The sequence below is a fragment of the Aliidiomarina soli genome, from assembly GCF_003986975.1.
GTDB lineage: Bacteria > Pseudomonadota > Gammaproteobacteria > Enterobacterales > Alteromonadaceae > Aliidiomarina > Aliidiomarina soli.
This window is the reverse complement of record NZ_PIPO01000004.1, coordinates 65,479-83,097: the sequence shown is the minus strand read 5'-3', so window position 1 is coordinate 83,097 and position 17,619 is coordinate 65,479. Positions and strand designations below refer to the sequence as shown.

The window sequence follows — 17,619 nt, the reverse complement described above, 5'->3', positions numbered from 1 at the left end:
AGCATGTAGCAACGATGCAGGAAAAGCAAATTAGGAGACATTATGCCGCGCACAGTTATTCACAACGTGACCCTGGCCACCATGCAGCAGGCAGCTGACCGTTCAGCCGGTTTCGGTCTGGTAGAGAACGGCGCGCTGGTCATTGAGGGCGAACAGATTCTTTGGTGCGGTCCGCAGGACGAGCTCCCGCAGCAACCTGCAGACGCTACGAAAGTGGATGGTCAGGGCGGAGTATTGAGCCCCGGTCTGATTGACTGCCATACCCACCTGGTATGGGGCGGTTCACGCGCCAATGAGTTTTCGATGCGCTTGCATGGTGCCAGTTACGAAGAGATCGCTAACGCCGGGGGAGGCATCTTGTCGACCGTCCGTGCCACCCGCGCCGCCAGCGAAGATGAGCTGTATCAGTTAGCCGCCGTGCGCGCCGCAGCATTAATTGAACAGGGGGTGACGGAGCTGGAGATCAAGTCTGGTTATGGCCTTGATACGGAAACCGAGCTTAAACAGCTACGGGTCGCGCGGCGTTTGGCCGCGACACTGCCGATTAACGTGCATACCACCTTCCTCGCCGCGCATGCGTTACCGGACGAGTACAAAGACAACAGTGACGGCTACATTGAGCATATTTGTGAACAGATGCTGCCACAGGCGGTCGCCGAAGGTCTGGTCGATGCAGTGGATGTGTTTTGCGAACGAATTGGTTTTTCCAGAGCGCAAACCGAGCGTGTATTTAAAGCGGCACAAGGCTTTAACCTGCCGGTCAAGCTGCATGCCGAGCAGCTCAGTGATCAAGACGGCGCAGCGCTGGTGGCTGACTACCAAGGGCTTTCCGCCGACCACCTTGAATACCTGTCGGAGCAGGGTATCGCTGCGATGAAGCAAGCCGGTACGGTCGCTGTGTTATTACCCGGTGCGTTTTACTTCTTACGTGAAACCAAGTACCCGCCGATCGATGCCTTGCGTGCAGCCGGCGTGCCGATTGCAATTGCTACGGATGCCAACCCCGGCTCGTCGCCGATTCATAACGCTCAGCTGATGTTGCACATGGCGTCGACAATTTTCCGCCTGACCCCTGAAGAAGCCTTAGCCGGCATGACCTGTCACGCAGCCAAGGCGTTAGGACAAAACGAAAGTGGGGTGTTGCAGGCAGGTAAGCAGGCCAACCTGGTATTGTGGAATGTCGCTGAGCCTGCAGAGCTATGTTACCAGTTTGGTGTTAACCCATTGCGTCAGCGGTGGTTTAAAGGCCGCGCTGTTCACGACCAAACAAGTACGCCAGGGTAAGCTCAGTCAGTAACTGACCACTTGCCATTAAGCCAGCCTCTTGCCCCGCCGGATGCCGCGCTGGTGCGGCTTCAGCAAGGTGGACGTAGTGAACCTGGGGCAGGCTGGCAAGGCGAGAGACAAAGCGATAGCCCTGCGCCATGCTGACACCTGTGTAGTTCAGGGCGCTGGCTGGGGCCTGCATAATAGCATCGACATCGACTTCAATACCGGTCGGCTGATCCCAGCTTTTCGCCAGGGCGCTGACCTCTTCAAGTGCGTCGACAAACTGCATATCATAAAGACGATGAATGCTGTGGTAGCTAAAACCTGCATCCGCCATTTGCTTAAGGCTGGTCGCAGAGTTCTTTCCTTCATGCAGAGATACCACATGATAATTCGACAATGCCCCTTCCATGTAGGCATAGCTAAAGCCATTGCCACTATGACGTCCTTCACGGGGGCGAAAATCAGCGTGCGGATCCAGATTTACGCTGCCGCAACGCTGCTTTTGGCTTTCATACAAGGCAGTTAGTAGTGGGTAGGCATTGTTGTGCCCACCACCAATTAAGATCACTTCATAGCCGGCGTCAAACAATGGCCGCAGAACCTGCAGCACACGCTGGTCAACCTGCGCACAGAGTTCACGCAAACGATTCAGATCCTGTGCGTCGGCGGCATCCAGATCGGCCGCCTCGGCCATCAAATCATCGCAATCAACATGGCCGAGCAACAGTAGTTCATGCACCGGCATGGCGGGAGTCGCCTGCAAGTTCAAAAAGGAAGTTAAAAATGCCTGCCAGCCCCCTTCAGAGCCACCCCGACCGCAGTTAGCCCGCGGCCCAATCGACTCAGGCACGCCGAGCAACGCCACTTTGCAACCATCTGCAAGGTGGCTGGTCAACAGGTCGCCGAAGTCATCGCCTTCACGCAGGCAGGCGATAGCCTGACCAATTTTGGTCTCCTGCTCGCGTGTTTTAACGAAGGGTTGCGGGTTAGTGCGCCGAAGGTACTCAGCCATGTCGCACCCGATTACTCGAGATCGAGTGGCTCAGGAGACAAAATAACCCCTGTGGTGTCGGCGTAGATGTGATCTTCCGGTAAGAAAGTTACACCACCAAAGTTAACCGGAAGGTCGCTTTCTCCTGTTCCCTCTGCCGGGGCCCCCACCGGAATTGAAGCAATTGCCTGGACGCCAATATCAAGATCTTCAATAGCATCTACGTCGCGTACACAGCCATAACAAATAATACCTTCCCAGTCGTTCTCCAGTGCCAGTTCAGCAATGCCGATATCAATCAGCGCACGGCGCAGTGAACCACCGCCATCAACCAAAAGCACTTTACCGAGGCCGTTTTCCTGTAACGTGGATTCGATAAGCCCTTTATCTTCATAACACTTAATGGTGACGATTTGCCCGCCAAACGAAGAGCGACCACCATAGTTAACAAACATGGGTTCAACAACATCGACTGCGTCAGCGTATAAGTCACAAAGTTCTGAAGTATTGTATTCCATAGTAATGGCTACCTAATGCACAAGGAGGAAGGCCCTCAGTATAAACCCTATAGGAAGCAGATATAAACCCATCCACCGAATTAAAGATGTTGGTTGATTTTACTGGCGAAACCTCTGTACAGTCAGGGTATACAAAAAAATAACAACCAAAGACTCTATGATGTTTCAGAACCTGGCTATGGCAACTGTCAGTTACTCGGCCCAAGCAGTTTTGCTGCTTGGCTTTGGTCTCTTGTTGCGTCACTATTACAGGCACTATCACCGCAGTTACCTGCGGTTCTGGTCCTATGCCTCGTTCTACTACAGTGCCAGTACCTGTTTTGCCTTGGTGCGCATGGGTGCTCTGGACAATGCTAACGTTGCCGCCGCACTCACCCCTTATTTTATCCTCGCCCAACTGGCGTCACTCTATGTGGCCTTAAGTTTATTGGCTATTGGGGTCTTTGACATCGTTCACGAGCGTCCGCCGGCGACACGCAAACGCCGTTATTTTTACCTCACCAGCATTCTCCTTGCCGGGCTGCTTATGCTGCCTGCGGTGTTCAGCGCAGAGACTACCTGGGTGTGGTTTCTTCGTGACACCATGATGTTCTTAGTCAGTGGTGTGGCATTGCTGAGCATCGGTATGCTGATTTATACCCAGGCCCCGGCGTCAATAGGACCTCGCCTGATTGCCGCCGCCTTTGCTCTAATTGGGGTTAAGAACCTGACGCTGGTTCAAATCAGTCTGTTCAGCGCCGACTTCAGTATCAGTAGTGCGCTCTGGGCGTTGCAGGGGGTTTTTAATCTGGCCTGCATCGCTGCTGCTGCAGTGGGTATCATTATCTGGTTACTCGAAGCTGAACGAACGCGCACACTCTCAGCCTTACAGCAGGCCGAATACCTCAACACCCACGACGCACTGACCGGCATCGAAAATCGCGAAGAACTAATGAGTAAAATGCCGTCTTTCATTGATGCCAGTCGCAGCAATGGTCGTCATTTAAGTATCTTCCTGGTCGGTATTAACCGCTTTAAAGCCATTAACGACACGCTCGGTATCCGCGGCGGTGACCGTGCACTGATCGAAGTGAGTCAACGCCTGCAGGGCATTACCCCACGACCCCTTGCCATCGCCCGGATGAGCGGTGATGTGTTTGTGATCCTCTTCGACCACCTTAAGCGACGCAGCCTGATTGAAGGGCTTGGCGCACAAATTCAGCGCCACGTTCAAGCGCCTATGCAGATCGACAAACGCGCAGTCACTTTAAGTTGTGGTGTTGGTATTGCACGTTATCCGCAAAACGGGGTGCATGCTGATACCCTGCTAAGCAAGGCCAATATGGCGCTGGCCCAGTCCAAGCAAAGCGACACCAAACCCGTGGTCTTTTACCGCCGCGGCATGGATGACAGTTACATCCGCCTGATTGATATTGAGCCGGAACTAAAACAGGCATTTGCCAACAACGAATTCACCTTGCATCTGCAACCGCTTTTCAATAACAGCGGCAGCCTGTTATCCAGTTTTGAAGCACTGGTTCGCTGGCAGCATCCGCAGCGTGGTCTCATCGCTCCGAGCCAGTTTTTACCCTTTATTGAAGAGCTGGGCCTGGCCACCCGCCTCGATGACTGGGTTTTAGAACACTGCGCGCAGCTACTCTCGCGGTGGCGGGCCCTGGGCAATGAAGTATTGCCGGTGGCGGTGAATATCAGTGCTCGCCATTTTCAGAACCCTGAGCTGGTGATTAAACTCAAATCCCTGTTTCGTCGTTATCAGCTGAATTACAGCGACATTGAACTGGAAATTACTGAAAACGTCGCTATGACCGACCTTCAGGCCGGGCTCAACGTGTTGCAGCAATTGCAGGAACTGGGGATCAGGGTTTCCATCGACGACTTCGGCACCGGTTATTCATCACTTGCTTATCTGCGCCGCTTACCGGTCGACAAAATAAAAATTGACCGCAGTTTCATTAACGAGTTACTTGGTGAGCACCAGGACTCGGGTGGCAATATTGTCAGAACCCTGATCGAACTCAGTCATGGTTTGAAGAAGCGGGTTGTGGCCGAAGGCGTGGAAAGCGCAGCGCAGCTCGAACTGCTTAGCCAGATGCAATGCGACCAAATGCAGGGCTACCATTTGAGCCCACCAATCAACTTAAAAATGGCGCTGGAAATGCTCCAGTCGCACTGGAAAACTCAGTCCGCTAACGAAAAAATGGCGCCAACTGGCGCCATTTAGAAAGTCTGCCCACCCTCGTAAATTAGAGGATAAAGCGACTCAGATCTTCGTTATCAGCAAGCTCATCAAGCGACTTATTAACGTAGTCAGTATCAATAACCACTTTCTCGCCACTCATTTCGCTGGCCTTAAAGGAGACTTCTTCCATCAGGTGCTCAAGCACCGTATGCAGGCGTCTGGCCCCAATGTTCTCGGTTTTCTCGTTAACCTGCCAGGCGATCTGAGCAATTCGTTCGATACCCTCAGGAGTGAATTCAATCGACACCCCTTCAGTTTGCATCAAAGCCTGATACTGCATCGTCAGTGATGCTCTTGGCTCTGTCAGAATGCGTACAAAGTCACCCGTGGTCAGCGCCTTTAACTCAACCCGGATAGGTAAACGGCCCTGCAATTCAGGGATCAGATCCGAAGGTTTCGACATCTGGAACGCGCCGGAAGCAATAAACAAAATATGATCCGTTTTTACCATGCCGTGTTTGGTATTGACGGTGGTGCCTTCGACCAAAGGTAGTAAGTCGCGCTGAACGCCTTCACGGGACACATCCGGCCCACTGCCGCTGTCACCACGCTTACAAATTTTATCCACCTCATCGAGAAAGACGATACCGTTCTGCTCGACTGACTCAATTGCCTTTTCTTTCAGCTCTTCCGGATTGACCATTTTGGCGGCCTCTTCTTCGACCAGCTGTTTAAAGGCATCTTTAATCTTAACTTTGCGCTTCTTGGTCTTGCCGCCGGACATGTTCTGGAACATGTTCTGCAACTGGGAGGTCATTTCTTCCATCCCCGGAGGGGCCATAATCTCGACCCCCATCTGCGGCATAGCTAGATCGATTTCGATTTCTTTATCGTCGAGCTGACCTTCACGCAACTTCTTGCGAAATGCCTGGCGGGTGCCAGTGTCTTCCTTCGGCGCTTCTTCCTCGTCTTCGCCCCAGGTATTCTGCCGTGCCTTAGGTAACAGCGCATCGAGAATGCGCTCTTCGGCAGCGTCTTCTGCGCGATGACGAACACGGCCCATTTCCTGCTCTCGCACCTGCTTAATCGCAGTGTCGGTTAGATCACGAATAATCGAGTCTATTTCCTTACCGACATAACCCACTTCGGTAAACTTGGTCGCTTCAACCTTAATAAAGGGGGCGTTGGCAAGTTTCGCCAGGCGTCGCGCGATTTCAGTTTTACCCACACCAGTCGGGCCAATCATCAGAATATTCTTCGGCGTGACTTCCTGACGCAAATCATCGCCCAGCTGCATCCGGCGCCAGCGGTTACGCAGCGCTACTGACACGGCGCGCTTGGCATCGTCCTGGCCAATAATAAATCGGTTCAGTTCATCAACTATTTCACGGGGTGTCATATTCGACATCAAAACTACTCCTTCAAGTGGGGCTAGGCCGTGGGATCGTTCTTAGCAGGCTCGGCATCAAGAACTTCAATGGTCTGGAATCGGTTAGTATAGACACAAATGTCGCCGGCAATGGTCAAGGCCTTCTGCACAATCTCAGGCGCGGCTAATTCGGTGTTTTCAAGCAGTGCACGGGCAGATGCCTGGGCATAGGGACCACCTGAACCGATTGCGATCAAATCGTCCTCAGGCTGAACCACGTCGCCGTTACCGGTGATAATTAATGAAGTGGTTTTATCGGCGACTGCCAGCAATGCTTCTAACTTGCGCAGCGCTCGGTCGGTTCGCCATTCTTTCGCAAGCTCAACCGCAGCGCGGGTTAAATGGCCCTGATACATTTCCAGTTTGGCCTCGAAACGCTCAAACAGGGTAAAAGCGTCGGCGGTACCACCGGCGAATCCGGCCAGTACCTGGTCGTTGTACAGACGACGCACCTTGCGTGCGTTGCCTTTCATTACGGTATTACCGAGGGAAACCTGGCCGTCGCCGCCAATCGCAACTTTGTCGCCGCGGCGTACTGAAACTATCGTTGTCATAATCCGTCCTCTCTCTTCACATTGATTAAAAGATGAGGACGACCGGCAGAAAAATCAATGGCAGCGTGTTAATCGAGGTTCCACAACCAGATCTGGCAGCCATGAATGCCACCACGACGAAGCTGATTATTGACTGACTGAGCAGAGCGTAAGTTCTCAAACGGGCCCAGAATAACCCGGAACCAGATCCCATGCTCTGCACTTTCAGTGCGTCTGACCTGAGACTCAAAACCATTCATAGCAATGCTTGCACGCAGAGTTTGCGCATCGTTTTCACGCCGGAACGAGCCGCACTGCATTAAGCGCCGCGCCGATTCTGCCCGCTCTGGCACAATCACTTCAACTTCATGATTCTCAAGCTCTTCAATGTAACGCCAGCGCTCTTGTGGTGCCTGGGGTAAGTCTTCCAGGGTGCTTTGTGCTGGCACCTCAACGGCTTCGACCTCACTACTTTCCTGCTCTTCCTGCAGCAGGAATGGCGCATCCGGCCCGCTTGGCTCGCCGCTACTGCGGAGCCAGATTAGAAACGCGATAAAAGCAGCTATAAATAGCAGAAAGGCGACCAGAGTGCGGCGCTGCCGGGCACGGGCTAACTGCGCCTGACGCGCTTTGCTAGACCCGCGCGAGGCAGGTTTGCGCCCCGGCTTTTTGCCTTTTGGCTTGCCCTTCGGCTTTTTATCGGCGTAGTCGATAGCCACCTGATTACATCCGTTTCAAGGTTGGAATGCCGAGTAACTGCAGACCCTGTTGCAAGGTTCGTGCGGTTAACGCAGCCAGCTTAAGACGGCTCGCTTTAAGCGCTTCGTCTTCATTACTCAGAATCGGGCAAGCTTCATAAAACGAGGAGAAAGCACCAGCCAGTTCAAACAGATAGCCACAAAGGAAATGCGGCATGCCTTTGTTGGCAACGCTGGCAATAATTTCCGGGAACTGCGCCAGCTTGTTAGCTAGTGCAGTGTCCTGCTCGGCCGCCAGAATAATCGCACCATTCACATCATTCAGTTGCATACCGGCTTTGTGGAAGATGCTGCTGACCCGGGTAAATGCGTATAAAAGGTAGGGCGCAGTGTTTCCTTCGAAACTGATCATGGTGTCCCAGTCGAACACGTAGTCGCTGGTCCGGTTTTTCGACAGATCGGCATATTTGACCGCGGCAATACCAACCACCGAAGCCACCTCAGCCTGCTCGCTTTCACTGAGGTCTGTGCCTTTCGCGGCTATCAACACCTGCGCGCGACGTTCTGCTTCGGTCAGTAAATCTGACAGCTTGGTGACGCCACCGTCACGGCTTTTGAAGGGGCGCCCGTCCTTGCCCATTACCATCCCAAAGCCCATGTGCTCGAGCTGCAAACTGTCGCTGGCCAAGCCTGCTTTACGCGACAAGGTAAAAATTTGGTTAAAGTGCAACGACTGGCGCGCATCGACCACATAAATGGCGCGATCCGCCTTTAAGGTTTGAGCACGGTAACGCACCGCGGCCAGATCCGTGGTCGCATAGAGGAAGCCACCGTCTTTTTTCTGCACAATCACTGGCAGCGGCTCGTCTTCTTTGCCCTTAAATTCATCCATAAAGACGCACTGAGCGCCCTGGTCTTCGACCAGCAGCCCTTTCTCACGCAGCACCTCAACGATATTGTGGAGCTGATCGTTATAGGCACTTTCTGCCATAACATCATCGCGCGTCAGCTTCACTCCAAGCCGGTCATAAACTTGCTGGCAATGGGTAAGCGAAATATCGATAAACTGCCGCCACAGGCTCAGGCAATAGTCATCTCCACCCTGCAATTTAACCACTAAGGCGCGGGCACGGTCAGCGAATTCAGGCTCAGCGTCAAAGCGCTTCTTCGATGCTTTGTAAAAGGTTTCCAGATCTGACAGCTGCAGCGCCACGTCATTGGACTCACTCTGCACGTCTTCCATATGCGCCAGTAACATGCCGAACTGGGTACCCCAGTCACCGACGTGGTTCTGCCGGATAACGTTGTGCCCCTGTAATTCCAAAGTTCGCGAGACAGCGTCACCAATAATGGTTGAGCGCAAATGGCCCACGTGCATTTCCTTCGCCAGGTTTGGTGACGAATAGTCAATCACGATAGTCTGCTGTGTGCCGGCACTGCCCACGCCTAAACGTTCGTCCTGCCAGGCGTTCTCTAACTGGTCGATAATTCGTTGATGATTAATTTTAAAGTTAATAAAGCCCGGGCCTGCAATATCACACTGCGCCAGCACGTCGTTCTCAGGCAGTGCATCGATAATCGCCTGGGCCAGCTCCCGCGGGTTCTTTTTCGCAGGTTTTGCCAGGGTCAGGGCAAGATTACAGGCGAAGTCCCCATGACTTTTGTCACGCGGCCTGTCCAACTGAATCCGGGGCGTGACGTCAGCGTCCAGCATGCCTTGAGCTTTCAGTGTCTCAACGGCAGCCTGTAAGAGGGCTTCAATGTGCTGTTTCATGGCAGCTTACAACCTTAAAATTAGTAGAATCGATTAAAAATCAGCGGCCGCTAGTTTAATCGCTACGCTGTTTAAAAAAAACCTGCGGCGACGTAAAAAAGCTATCAAATCCGTTTAAGCACACGGATTTAGGTGACCTTTGCCTGCCTTAGGTAAAGTCCTGGGGGTCAATATCCAGTGACCAGCGCGCTTTGCGTGTTTGCGGTAATGTTTCCAGAGTACCACGCGCCTGCTGCAATAACGCATGCAGATCTTTTCGCTGTGCGGCATGCAGTAGCAACTGGTAGCGAAAACGTCCGGCTCGGCGCGGCATCGGCGCAGGCATCGGCCCCAGTACATGGACCTGCGGTGTTTTCTGCTGCATGGCCGCCTGCAAAACCTGCGACATAGCCTGCAACAGATTCTGCGCGTCAATTTCTTGCGTCGCTTCAGCTCGGATCAGCGCCATACTCGCGGCGGGCGGAAGCAGCGCCAGCTGTCGTTCGCTTAAGGCGCTACGGGCAAAGTCATGATAGCCGTTATTAACCAGCTCCTGCACCAGGGGGTGTTCCGGATGATGGGTTTGCAGCACCACCACACCCGGTTTACTGGCTCGTCCGGCTCGGCCCGCGACCTGCGTATACAGCTGACCGAGGCGTTCAGCGGCGCGAAAGTCATTGCTGTATAAGGCGCCATCGACATCCAGTAAGGCCACCAGAGTCACATCGGGAAAATGGTGCCCTTTGGCCAGCATTTGGGTGCCAATCAGGATCGGGTATTCACCACTGGCCGCCGCGTCCAGATGTGCTGCCAACTGGCCTTTGCGTCGTGTGCTGTCGCGGTCAATCCGCAGTACCGGGTAGTCCGGCAGCCGCTCCTGCAACGCGCTCTCCAGCTGCTCAGTGCCCAACCCCTGAGTAATCAGCTGAGGGCTTCCACAGCTATGACACTGGCGTGGAATGGCCCGCTCAGCGCCACAATGATGGCATTGTAATTTATGCGCCTGTTGATGCACGGTAAAAGGGCGCTGGCAACGAGCGCATTCACCAACCCAGCCGCATTCGTGACACAGTAAAGCGCTGGCAAAACCGCGACGGTTCAGAAACAGCAACACCTGATTGCCTGCTTTAAGGTGCTGCTCCATTCGCGCCAGCAGGCTTTCACTCAAACCATGCTGCAAACGCTCCTGCTTAAGGTCAATCAAGGCATGGCGCGCCATTTGCGCATTCCCCGCCCGTTGCTTCAGTTGCAAATGACGATATTTCCCCGCCAGCGCGTTGGCCAGGCTTTCCAACGATGGCGTGGCGCTGCCTAGGATCAGATTAACCTTTGCATCGTGGGCCCGCTTAACCGCCAGATCACGCGCATTGTAGCGAAAGCCATCCTGTTGCTTGAACGAACTATCATGCTCTTCATCCAGAATGATCATGCCCAGCGCTTTGCACGGGGTGAAAATTGCTGAGCGGGTACCAATAATAATCGCCGCTTCGTTATCCCGGGCCTGCAACCAGCCCTGCAAACGCTCGTTGTCGGTCAGGCCCGAATGCAGGGCTACCACCGGCACATTAAAACGCTGTTCGAAGCGGCGCACCGTTTGCGGAGTCAAGCCAATTTCAGGCACCAGCACCAGGATCTGCTGGCCGCGTTCAAGCACCTTTTGCATGGCTTGCAGGTAAACCTCGGTTTTCCCGCTACCGGTCACTCCCTCGAGTAGCCAGACATGAGCTTCCCGGGCGGAAATACTTTGCGTCAGCGCAGCCACCGCCACCGCCTGTTCCTGGTTCAGCGTGAGCGCGTCCTCTCCAGCAGCGAAGCGCCAGCCGGTTAAGTCAGGGGCATGCTCTTCCGCCACTATTAACCCTTTGTTTTGTAATGCTTTAAGGGCGGATGCGCTGAAGTCCTGGCGACGAATATCCGTCGCGCTTAACGGTCTCTCACGCAGGGCAGCGAGTAGCCTTTGTTGTTGCGCGGCTCGTTTGAAGTCATCCAAACTGGCCTGTTCACCCTCATGGCTGAGGCGAAAACGGCGTACCGTCTGATAGTTTGCGGCCTCGCCCTGGCGCAAAGCCGCTGGTGCAGCATGGGTCAGAACTTCGCCCAACGGATGATGATAATAACTAGCGGCAAACTGGAGCAGTTTCCACATAGCGGCCGGAAACAGGCTTTCCTGCTCCAGAACTGCAGTCACAGCCTTTAGTTTCTCCACCGCGATATCCGGCGTTACGTCGAGTGCAACAACGAAACCAATTAACTGGCGTGAAGCAAATGGCACTTTAACCCGCGCCCCGGGCTTGACGCCCGCCAGCAATGCGCTATCTATCTGATAATCAAATAAACGCATCATGGGAACCGGCAACGCTATCCGGATAATGGTCACAACGTAATCCTCAGTTAACTACAGGAATCCATGCTATCGCGTTCCTGCGATGCGTGCACTTTGCTATGCTGTTGCATGATCAGGATAAAAACAGGAAAGCAGTCTATGCAAGGGGCTAAGCGTCAGTCATTGTACAAAATTTTGCTGGCATTACTGACAATTGTTGCACTTAGCATGCTTTGGCGCTGGGCTATTGACCATGGCTGGATGGATCAGGCGCAGCTTACTGACTGGTTAAGTCAGTGGCAGCAGCAACCTTACTGGTTGCTCGGTATTTATCTGACTGCACTCTATGTCGTATTGCTGCAACTGTTCTTCCCGCTGACCATTCTGGTGGTGGTGACGGGAGCGCTGTTCGGCCCGTTCTGGGGCTCTGTGTTCGCCAGCCTGGGCACGCTCAGTTCATCTGCGCTGTGTTACTGGGTCGGTCTCGCCGTCGGCGAGGCACCGTTACGCCGGCTGCAAGGCCGCTTAATCAAGCGGGCGTCAAGCTACATGAGTCAGCGCAGTGTGCGCACCATGATTATCATTAACCTGTTGCCGATCGCGCCATTTACCCTGACGAATCTGCTCGCAGGTGCAGTAAAAATGCCATTTATGCGCTACATGCTGGGCTCCGCTATCGGCATCGTGCCCGGGCTGATTGCAGTCACCGTCTTTGGCGCGCAACTGACCCAATTGGCCACTGCTGCGTCCAAGCGTGAATGGTTAGTCGCCCTTGGCACCGGTGTACTGGCTCTGGCGGCGCTCTGGCTGCTTAATTTTTATGTTCGTCAGCGGCGCGCGCCGCCATCACCTCAGCATAAAACTGATTGATGTTCTCGGCGAAAATACGGATATCGTACCCAGCGGCATAGTCGCGCGCGGCAGCAGCACAGGCGCTGTAATGTTCAGGGTCGGTGAGCAGCATGGTCGCTGCGCCGACCCAGCGGTCGACTCGTTCCGGCACTTTGTAGCCCGTTTTACCATTGATGACTACATCGTCAATGCCGCTCGCACGCACAGCCACCACCGGCAGGGCACAGCTCATTGCTTCGAGAATAACCATGCCCTGAGTTTCAGATTTCGAGGCGAAGACAAATAAATCCGCCAGGCGATAATGCAGCGCCACTTCCTCCGGTGGCACCGCCCCACAAAAGATGACATGGCTCTCGATCGCATACTCCGCCGCCAGCGCTTCCAGTTCAGCTTGCTGAGGGCCGCTGCCTACCAGCAATAAATAAACAGGCTCGTCGCATTGTTTAACCAGCTCAGCAAAGGCGAGCAATAAAAATTCAAGGTTCTTCTCAGCGCCCAGGCGCGACACACTAACCAGCACCCTGGCAGCCGTCGGCAGCTGGTAGCGGGTCCGTAATGCCTTTACTTTGTCGTCCGCCAGGCTCTCGCAGGCCTTGCTGTCGATACCAGTGGGCTGCACCATAATCCGCGTCTTCACGCCGATCATGCGCAGATACTCTTCAACTGACCAGGTTGGCACCACGACGCCATCGCAACGATTACAAAAGTGTTTCACCAGTTGGTGTGAAATCAGATTGCGGAACAACCGGCTAGGCAATGGGACGTAATGCGCGTACATCTCCAGTCGCGTATGGTAGGTGTAAACAACCGGTACTTTCAGACGTTTACCTACCCACAGGCCGAGCCGGCCAAGCCCGAACGGGTGATGGACATGAATAAGATCGGGTTTAAACCGCCGTGCCGCCGCCCGTGCCGATCGGGATAAGATATTCGCATAACGGAAATCGGCATTCTTGCCGAAGGCAAACAGAGTCCGGACCCGGGTTACGTCATGGTCATGACTGCTTTTTTGCGCATACTGCGGTGCCATAATTGAAATTGCATGGCCTTGCTTACGCAGGCCGTTGACCAGACGCTGAATAGAGACAGTGACCCCTGACACAAAGGGAAAGTAATTATTGGTCAGCATTAGCACCCGTTTGCGCTGATTCAGATAGGGCGAGGTGTCGAGGGTAAAATCAGGATAGTAATTGCGCTCAACGAAGATCAGCTGATACAGCTTCACACCGATTGCTATCAGCAGCGCTAAAATGAGCAGAAAGCGGATATAACTGACATACAGAAAGGTTAACAGTGCCGACCAGGCACTGCCCAGTGAGCGTTGCCAGCTGGCTTCGACCACATTGACTTCAACCGGCTCGATATCAAGCCCTTGCGGGCCTGAGCGGACACGAACATAGTGATGATAGCTGTCTTCCTGATCGAGGATAAGGCCACCCGCTCCACCAGTTGTAACGTAGCGCACCCCCTCATCGGTAAAGTCCCGATACAGCGGCAAGTTTGCCGAAAATACCGCATCGACCTGATGCTCACGGAACAACTGTCGTAACGTGGACAACGACTGTGCATCAATACTATGTTCAGCGTAATGCTCCGCATGGTCGTCATCGCCTTTCTCAACGACCCGATGTACCGGCAAACCAGTAAAAACGAAATGGAAACGACTCTCACTCTGGCTCAGTAATTGGTCCAGCCAGCGTAACTGCCACTGCATGCCGGTGGTGCCGGTCAGGTCAAGAAAAATAAGCTGGCTCGGGCCAGCCTGCAGTGAGAAAAAGTGCGGGCCGAGTTTGTCGTAGTAACGCATGCTGCCAAATGCAGTGGCTTCGTTTTCACCGAAACTGAGTACATAAGGCAAACGCAGCTCTTGAAATACTTCGTAGGCCTGGCGGTAACTCTCCTCACTGCCACCTGCAACAGCATTGCCCGCCGAGACCACAAACTGAGCGGAGCTAGCATTAATCTGCGGCAGAATTTCGTCAGCAAAGGTGCGTACCGAGCTTTTAACATCGCCTACCACAACAAATTCGATGCTGTCGGTGTCAGCAGTGTCGTGTTCTATGGTGCTAATGGCTTCCGCCTGGGCAAAGCGAACCTCATTGTCAATCAGGTTGAGATAGAGCCAAAACGCACTCATCAGTATAATGAGACTCCAAACCACGTAATAAACGACTCTCAAGGGTGTTTTTTTGTTCATTAACTGATTAGTTTCCTTCGCTACATCAATGGCGTATAGGCTAGACGTTAGCGGTCGCTTTGGAAAGCTTGATCATTGGCCCCGCTCAGGGTAAAATCCGCCGCTCTTTTAACCAAGCTAGTTGCGCATGGTGTTCGTGGAAAGCACGGATGGCGATGCGGCCCATTATATGAGGTAATCCCATGCAACAAGGTATTCATCCAAAGTACGAAGCCATCAAGGTAACTTGCTCTTGTGGCCATGCATTCGAAACCCGCTCTACTCGTTGCGAAGATTTGCACGTAGACGTATGTTCAGAATGTCACCCGTTCTACACTGGTAAGCAGAAAGTTCTGGATACTGGTGGACGCGTCGACCGCTTCAAGAAACGTTTTGGTGCGCTTAAGTCTAAGTAAGCCAGAGTTTCAGCGAAAAAAGGTTGCCTCCGGGCAACCTTTTTTTGTCTCTGTTTTATGCCGCGCAGCATGCAGGTAAGATTTGTTATGGCAGACAAAAGGACTACACTAGGCCATATAGACTTAGCTCCCAACCTCTTGTTGGGCTTTGAATTCTTAACCACAGCAGGCGCATTCCATGACCGATTTTCGTCAACAAGCTCTCGACTACCACGCCAAACCCGTTCCCGGAAAAATTAGCATTGAACTGACGAAACCCGCTGAAACCAGTAAGGATCTAGCCCTGGCCTACAGCCCCGGGGTCGCCGAACCGGTGCGGGCGATTGCCGAGAACCCGGATGATGTTTATCGCTACACCGCCAAAGGCAACATGGTAGCGGTGATTAGCAATGGAACCGCCATTCTCGGCCTGGGGAATTTAGGCCCGCTGGCGTCTAAGCCAGTGATGGAAGGCAAAGCATTGTTGTTCAAACGTTTTGCCGGACTTGATTCGATCGACATCGAAGTGAAGCACCGCACCACCCAGGACTTTATCAACACCGTGGCTAATATTGCCGATACCTTTGGTGGCATCAACCTGGAAGACATTAAAGCGCCAGAGTGCTTTGAAATAGAGCAAGCGCTAATTGAACGCTGTGATATTCCGGTGTTCCATGACGACCAACACGGCACCGCCATTGTCACCGCTGCTGGTTTGCTTAACGCGCTGGAGATCCGCAACAAGTCGCTAGAAGATGCGAAAATTGTCTGCATGGGCGCCGGTGCTGCGGCTATTGCCTGCATGGAACTGCTGATAAAATGCGGCGCGCAGCGTGAAAATATCTACATGCTCGACTCGAAAGGCGTGATTCATACTCGCCGCGACGATCTTAACCAATACAAACAATTATTCGCCAATAACACTGACAAGCGTACTTTGCAGGAAGTCATTGAAGGGGCTGATATTTTCGTCGGTGTGTCGGGGCCGGACCTGTTTGGCGCTGAGGATCTGCGCTTAATGGCTGAAAACCCAGTGGTCTTTGCCTGCTCGAATCCGGACCCGGAAATCCGTCCGGAGCTGGCACTGGCAACCCGCAGTGATGTGATCATGGCAACTGGCCGCTCGGACTATCCGAATCAGGTCAACAACGTGCTGTGTTTCCCGTTTATGTTCCGCGGTGCGCTGGACGTAAGAGCGAGTGCTATTAATGATGAGATGAAGCTGGCCGCCGTCGAAGCGATTCGTCAGTTAGCCAAAGAGCCGGTGTCTGCGGAAGTGGTTAAAGCGGCAGGCGCGGAGAAGCTTGAATTTGGCCCGGAATACATCATTCCGAAGCCAATTGATCCGCGGCTTTGCGCCCGTGTGGCAAAAGCGGTCGCCGAAGCGGCCGTAGCCTCTGGTGTCGCCCGCATCGATTTACCTGCGAACTACATGCAAAGTTAGTCACCGCACGCCAGGGCATGCGGTGCATGCCCTAGACTTCGCTCTCGTCACTGCCAAGGTGCTCGTCTAATCCATCCTGCATACCATGCGGGGCGAAGATTTCTATCCAGTAACCATCCGGGTCCTGAATAAAAGCAAGATTATTCATTTTGCCATCTTCCGGGCGCTTTACGTACGTCACCCCGAGTGCGTCAAAACGGGCGCAGGCCTGGCTTAATTCCGGCACCGCGAAACCAATATGACCAAAGCCTTTCGGCTCACTATTGCCATTATGGTAAGCCACCTCATCGTTCTCTTTATCGCCCCAGTTGTAGGTCAGTTCAAGCATGGCCGGGCGGCCGAAGGTTTGTTCCAGTCGCGTCGCATCATCCGATGACCAATTGCTCAGTTCATCCTGTGGAATGGCGGCTAGGAAATACAGGGTAAACTTCATTTCAGGAAACGGCAGCTTCTTCACCAATGTCATGCCGAGAACCCGGCTGTAAAAGTCCAGGGTACGTTCGGGATCTTTAATCCTTAGCATGGTCTGGTTAAACACGTAGTCGTTGGTTTCACTGTCACGCGCTTCACATAGGCCGGGTGCAGTTTCAAAATGCCGACTCATCGCAGTCTCCTTATTCGGTATCGTCGTAGTCACTATCGGATCAGTATACTACTCGTCATCACCGTATAGATCATCCGGACCAATCTCGATACCTCGCTCAGCCAAAATCTTGCGCACGTCAGCAGGTATTTTATGCGGGTTGTCTTTGCGCAGATCATCATCCTCGGGCAACGGCTGGCCGGTGAAGGCATGCAAAAAGGCTTCACAAAGCAGTTCACTGTTGGTGGCATGGCGCAGATTGTTGACCTGACGACGGGTGCGTTCATCGGTAAGAACTTTGAGTACCCGGGTGGGAATGGAAACCGTGACTTTCTTCACCTGCTCGCTTTTTTTACCGTGCTCAGCGTAAGGATATATGTACTCACCATTCCATTGCATGGACTTAACCTCTTTTGTTATAAGCTTATGACAACGCAATTATCGCTTTTTTTGACGCTTCTGGCCATCTAAAC

The 17,619-nt window shown here is 53.3% G+C and carries 15 protein-coding genes; 5 read left to right on the top strand and 10 right to left on the bottom strand.

The window, feature by feature from the left end:
* Nucleotides 1–42 precede the first annotated feature (42 nt).
* Nucleotides 43–1,284: an imidazolonepropionase gene (gene hutI / locus CWE14_RS09500; protein ID WP_126799166.1), complete on the top strand. Its 1,242-nt coding sequence runs from the start codon at nt 43–45 to the stop codon at nt 1,282–1,284.
* Here hutI and CWE14_RS09495 read toward each other — a convergent pair.
* Both CWE14_RS09495 and rraA read right to left on the bottom strand, forming a co-directional pair.
* On the bottom strand, nt 1,241–2,284 hold the full coding sequence (locus CWE14_RS09495) for a formimidoylglutamase (RefSeq protein WP_126799165.1): 1,044 nt from the start codon (nt 2,282–2,284) through the stop codon (nt 1,241–1,243). The genes hutI and CWE14_RS09495 overlap by 44 nt on opposite strands.
* Before the next feature lie 11 nt (nt 2,285–2,295).
* Nucleotides 2,296–2,781: a ribonuclease E activity regulator RraA gene (gene rraA / locus CWE14_RS09490; protein ID WP_126799164.1), complete on the bottom strand. Its 486-nt coding sequence runs from the start codon at nt 2,779–2,781 to the stop codon at nt 2,296–2,298.
* 157 nt (nt 2,782–2,938) lie between these two features.
* Here rraA and CWE14_RS09485 point away from each other — a divergent pair, with 157 nt between their 5' ends.
* Nucleotides 2,939–5,002 carry a putative bifunctional diguanylate cyclase/phosphodiesterase gene (locus tag CWE14_RS09485; RefSeq protein WP_126799163.1) on the top strand — a complete coding sequence of 688 codons (2,064 nt, stop codon included), beginning with the start codon at nt 2,939–2,941 and terminating at the stop codon, nt 5,000–5,002.
* 22 nt (nt 5,003–5,024) lie between these two features.
* Here the strand turns inward: CWE14_RS09485 and hslU are convergent, their stop codons facing one another.
* From hslU to priA, 5 genes are all read right to left on the bottom strand, one after another.
* The gene (gene hslU, locus CWE14_RS09480) at nt 5,025–6,368 is read right to left on the bottom strand and encodes an ATP-dependent protease ATPase subunit HslU (RefSeq protein ID WP_126799162.1); all 1,344 of its coding nucleotides are present in this window, start codon (nt 6,366–6,368) and stop codon (nt 5,025–5,027) included.
* Between the two features lie 23 nt (nt 6,369–6,391).
* Entirely contained in the window at nt 6,392–6,943 is a 552-nt protein-coding gene (gene hslV / locus CWE14_RS09475) for an ATP-dependent protease subunit HslV (protein WP_126789458.1), read from the bottom strand.
* A gap of 68 nt (nt 6,944–7,011) precedes the next feature.
* Complete coding sequence (locus CWE14_RS09470; protein WP_126799161.1) at nt 7,012–7,641, bottom strand: SPOR domain-containing protein; 630 nt, start codon at nt 7,639–7,641, stop codon at nt 7,012–7,014.
* A gap of 4 nt (nt 7,642–7,645) precedes the next feature.
* Complete coding sequence (argS, locus tag CWE14_RS09465; RefSeq protein ID WP_126799160.1) at nt 7,646–9,394, bottom strand: arginine--tRNA ligase; 1,749 nt, start codon at nt 9,392–9,394, stop codon at nt 7,646–7,648.
* Between the two features lie 148 nt (nt 9,395–9,542).
* The gene (gene priA, locus CWE14_RS09460) at nt 9,543–11,750 is read right to left on the bottom strand and encodes a primosomal protein N' (protein WP_126799159.1); all 2,208 of its coding nucleotides are present in this window, start codon (nt 11,748–11,750) and stop codon (nt 9,543–9,545) included.
* 105 nt (nt 11,751–11,855) lie between these two features.
* On the opposite strand from priA, the gene CWE14_RS09455 reads away from it, so the two are divergent.
* The gene (locus tag CWE14_RS09455; protein WP_157981807.1) at nt 11,856–12,566 is read left to right on the top strand and encodes a TVP38/TMEM64 family protein; all 711 of its coding nucleotides are present in this window, start codon (nt 11,856–11,858) and stop codon (nt 12,564–12,566) included.
* On the opposite strand, the gene CWE14_RS09450 is transcribed toward CWE14_RS09455, so the two are convergent.
* Nucleotides 12,508–14,685: a glycosyltransferase gene (locus CWE14_RS09450; protein ID WP_198676571.1), complete on the bottom strand. Its 2,178-nt coding sequence runs from the start codon at nt 14,683–14,685 to the stop codon at nt 12,508–12,510. The genes CWE14_RS09455 and CWE14_RS09450 overlap by 59 nt on opposite strands.
* 242 nt (nt 14,686–14,927) lie before the next feature.
* Between CWE14_RS09450 and rpmE the strand changes: the two genes are divergently transcribed.
* Together rpmE and CWE14_RS09440 are read left to right on the top strand one after the other, a co-directional pair.
* Nucleotides 14,928–15,140, top strand: coding sequence for a 50S ribosomal protein L31 (rpmE, locus tag CWE14_RS09445; RefSeq protein WP_126789452.1), 213 nt, complete (start codon nt 14,928–14,930; stop codon nt 15,138–15,140).
* Between the two features lie 178 nt (nt 15,141–15,318).
* A complete protein-coding gene (locus tag CWE14_RS09440; protein WP_126799156.1) occupies nt 15,319–16,563 on the top strand; it encodes a malic enzyme-like NAD(P)-binding protein in 1,245 nt (414 codons plus the stop codon).
* A 31-nt stretch (nt 16,564–16,594) separates the two neighbouring features.
* Here CWE14_RS09440 and gloA read toward each other — a convergent pair whose 3' ends face one another.
* Together gloA and metJ are read right to left on the bottom strand one after the other, a co-directional pair.
* Nucleotides 16,595–17,167, bottom strand: coding sequence for a lactoylglutathione lyase (gene gloA, locus CWE14_RS09435; protein WP_126799155.1), 573 nt, complete (start codon nt 17,165–17,167; stop codon nt 16,595–16,597).
* A 48-nt stretch (nt 17,168–17,215) separates the two neighbouring features.
* Complete coding sequence (gene metJ / locus CWE14_RS09430) at nt 17,216–17,545, bottom strand: met regulon transcriptional regulator MetJ (RefSeq protein WP_126789449.1); 330 nt, start codon at nt 17,543–17,545, stop codon at nt 17,216–17,218.
* Nucleotides 17,546–17,619: the final 74 nt, after the last annotated feature.

Excerpts from the sequence above, each read along its gene's own strand:
- hutI (WP_126799166.1), top strand. The coding sequence starts at position 43 with ATGCCGCGCACAGTTATTCACAACGTGACCCTGGCCACCATGCAGCAG.
- CWE14_RS09495 (WP_126799165.1), bottom strand. The coding sequence starts at position 2,284 with ATGGCTGAGTACCTTCGGCGCACTAACCCGCAACCCTTCGTTAAAACA.
- rraA (WP_126799164.1), bottom strand. The coding sequence starts at position 2,781 with ATGGAATACAATACTTCAGAACTTTGTGACTTATACGCTGACGCAGTC.
- CWE14_RS09485 (WP_126799163.1), top strand. The coding sequence starts at position 2,939 with ATGATGTTTCAGAACCTGGCTATGGCAACTGTCAGTTACTCGGCCCAA.
- hslU (WP_126799162.1), bottom strand. The coding sequence starts at position 6,368 with ATGTCGAATATGACACCCCGTGAAATAGTTGATGAACTGAACCGATTT.
- hslV (WP_126789458.1), bottom strand. The coding sequence starts at position 6,943 with ATGACAACGATAGTTTCAGTACGCCGCGGCGACAAAGTTGCGATTGGC.
- argS (WP_126799160.1), bottom strand. The coding sequence starts at position 9,394 with ATGAAACAGCACATTGAAGCCCTCTTACAGGCTGCCGTTGAGACACTG.
- CWE14_RS09455 (WP_157981807.1), top strand. The coding sequence starts at position 11,856 with ATGCAAGGGGCTAAGCGTCAGTCATTGTACAAAATTTTGCTGGCATTA.
- CWE14_RS09450 (WP_198676571.1), bottom strand. The coding sequence starts at position 14,685 with ATGAGTGCGTTTTGGCTCTATCTCAACCTGATTGACAATGAGGTTCGC.
- rpmE (WP_126789452.1), top strand. The coding sequence starts at position 14,928 with ATGCAACAAGGTATTCATCCAAAGTACGAAGCCATCAAGGTAACTTGC.
- CWE14_RS09440 (WP_126799156.1), top strand. The coding sequence starts at position 15,319 with ATGACCGATTTTCGTCAACAAGCTCTCGACTACCACGCCAAACCCGTT.
- gloA (WP_126799155.1), bottom strand. The coding sequence starts at position 17,167 with ATGAGTCGGCATTTTGAAACTGCACCCGGCCTATGTGAAGCGCGTGAC.
- metJ (WP_126789449.1), bottom strand. The coding sequence starts at position 17,545 with ATGCAATGGAATGGTGAGTACATATATCCTTACGCTGAGCACGGTAAA.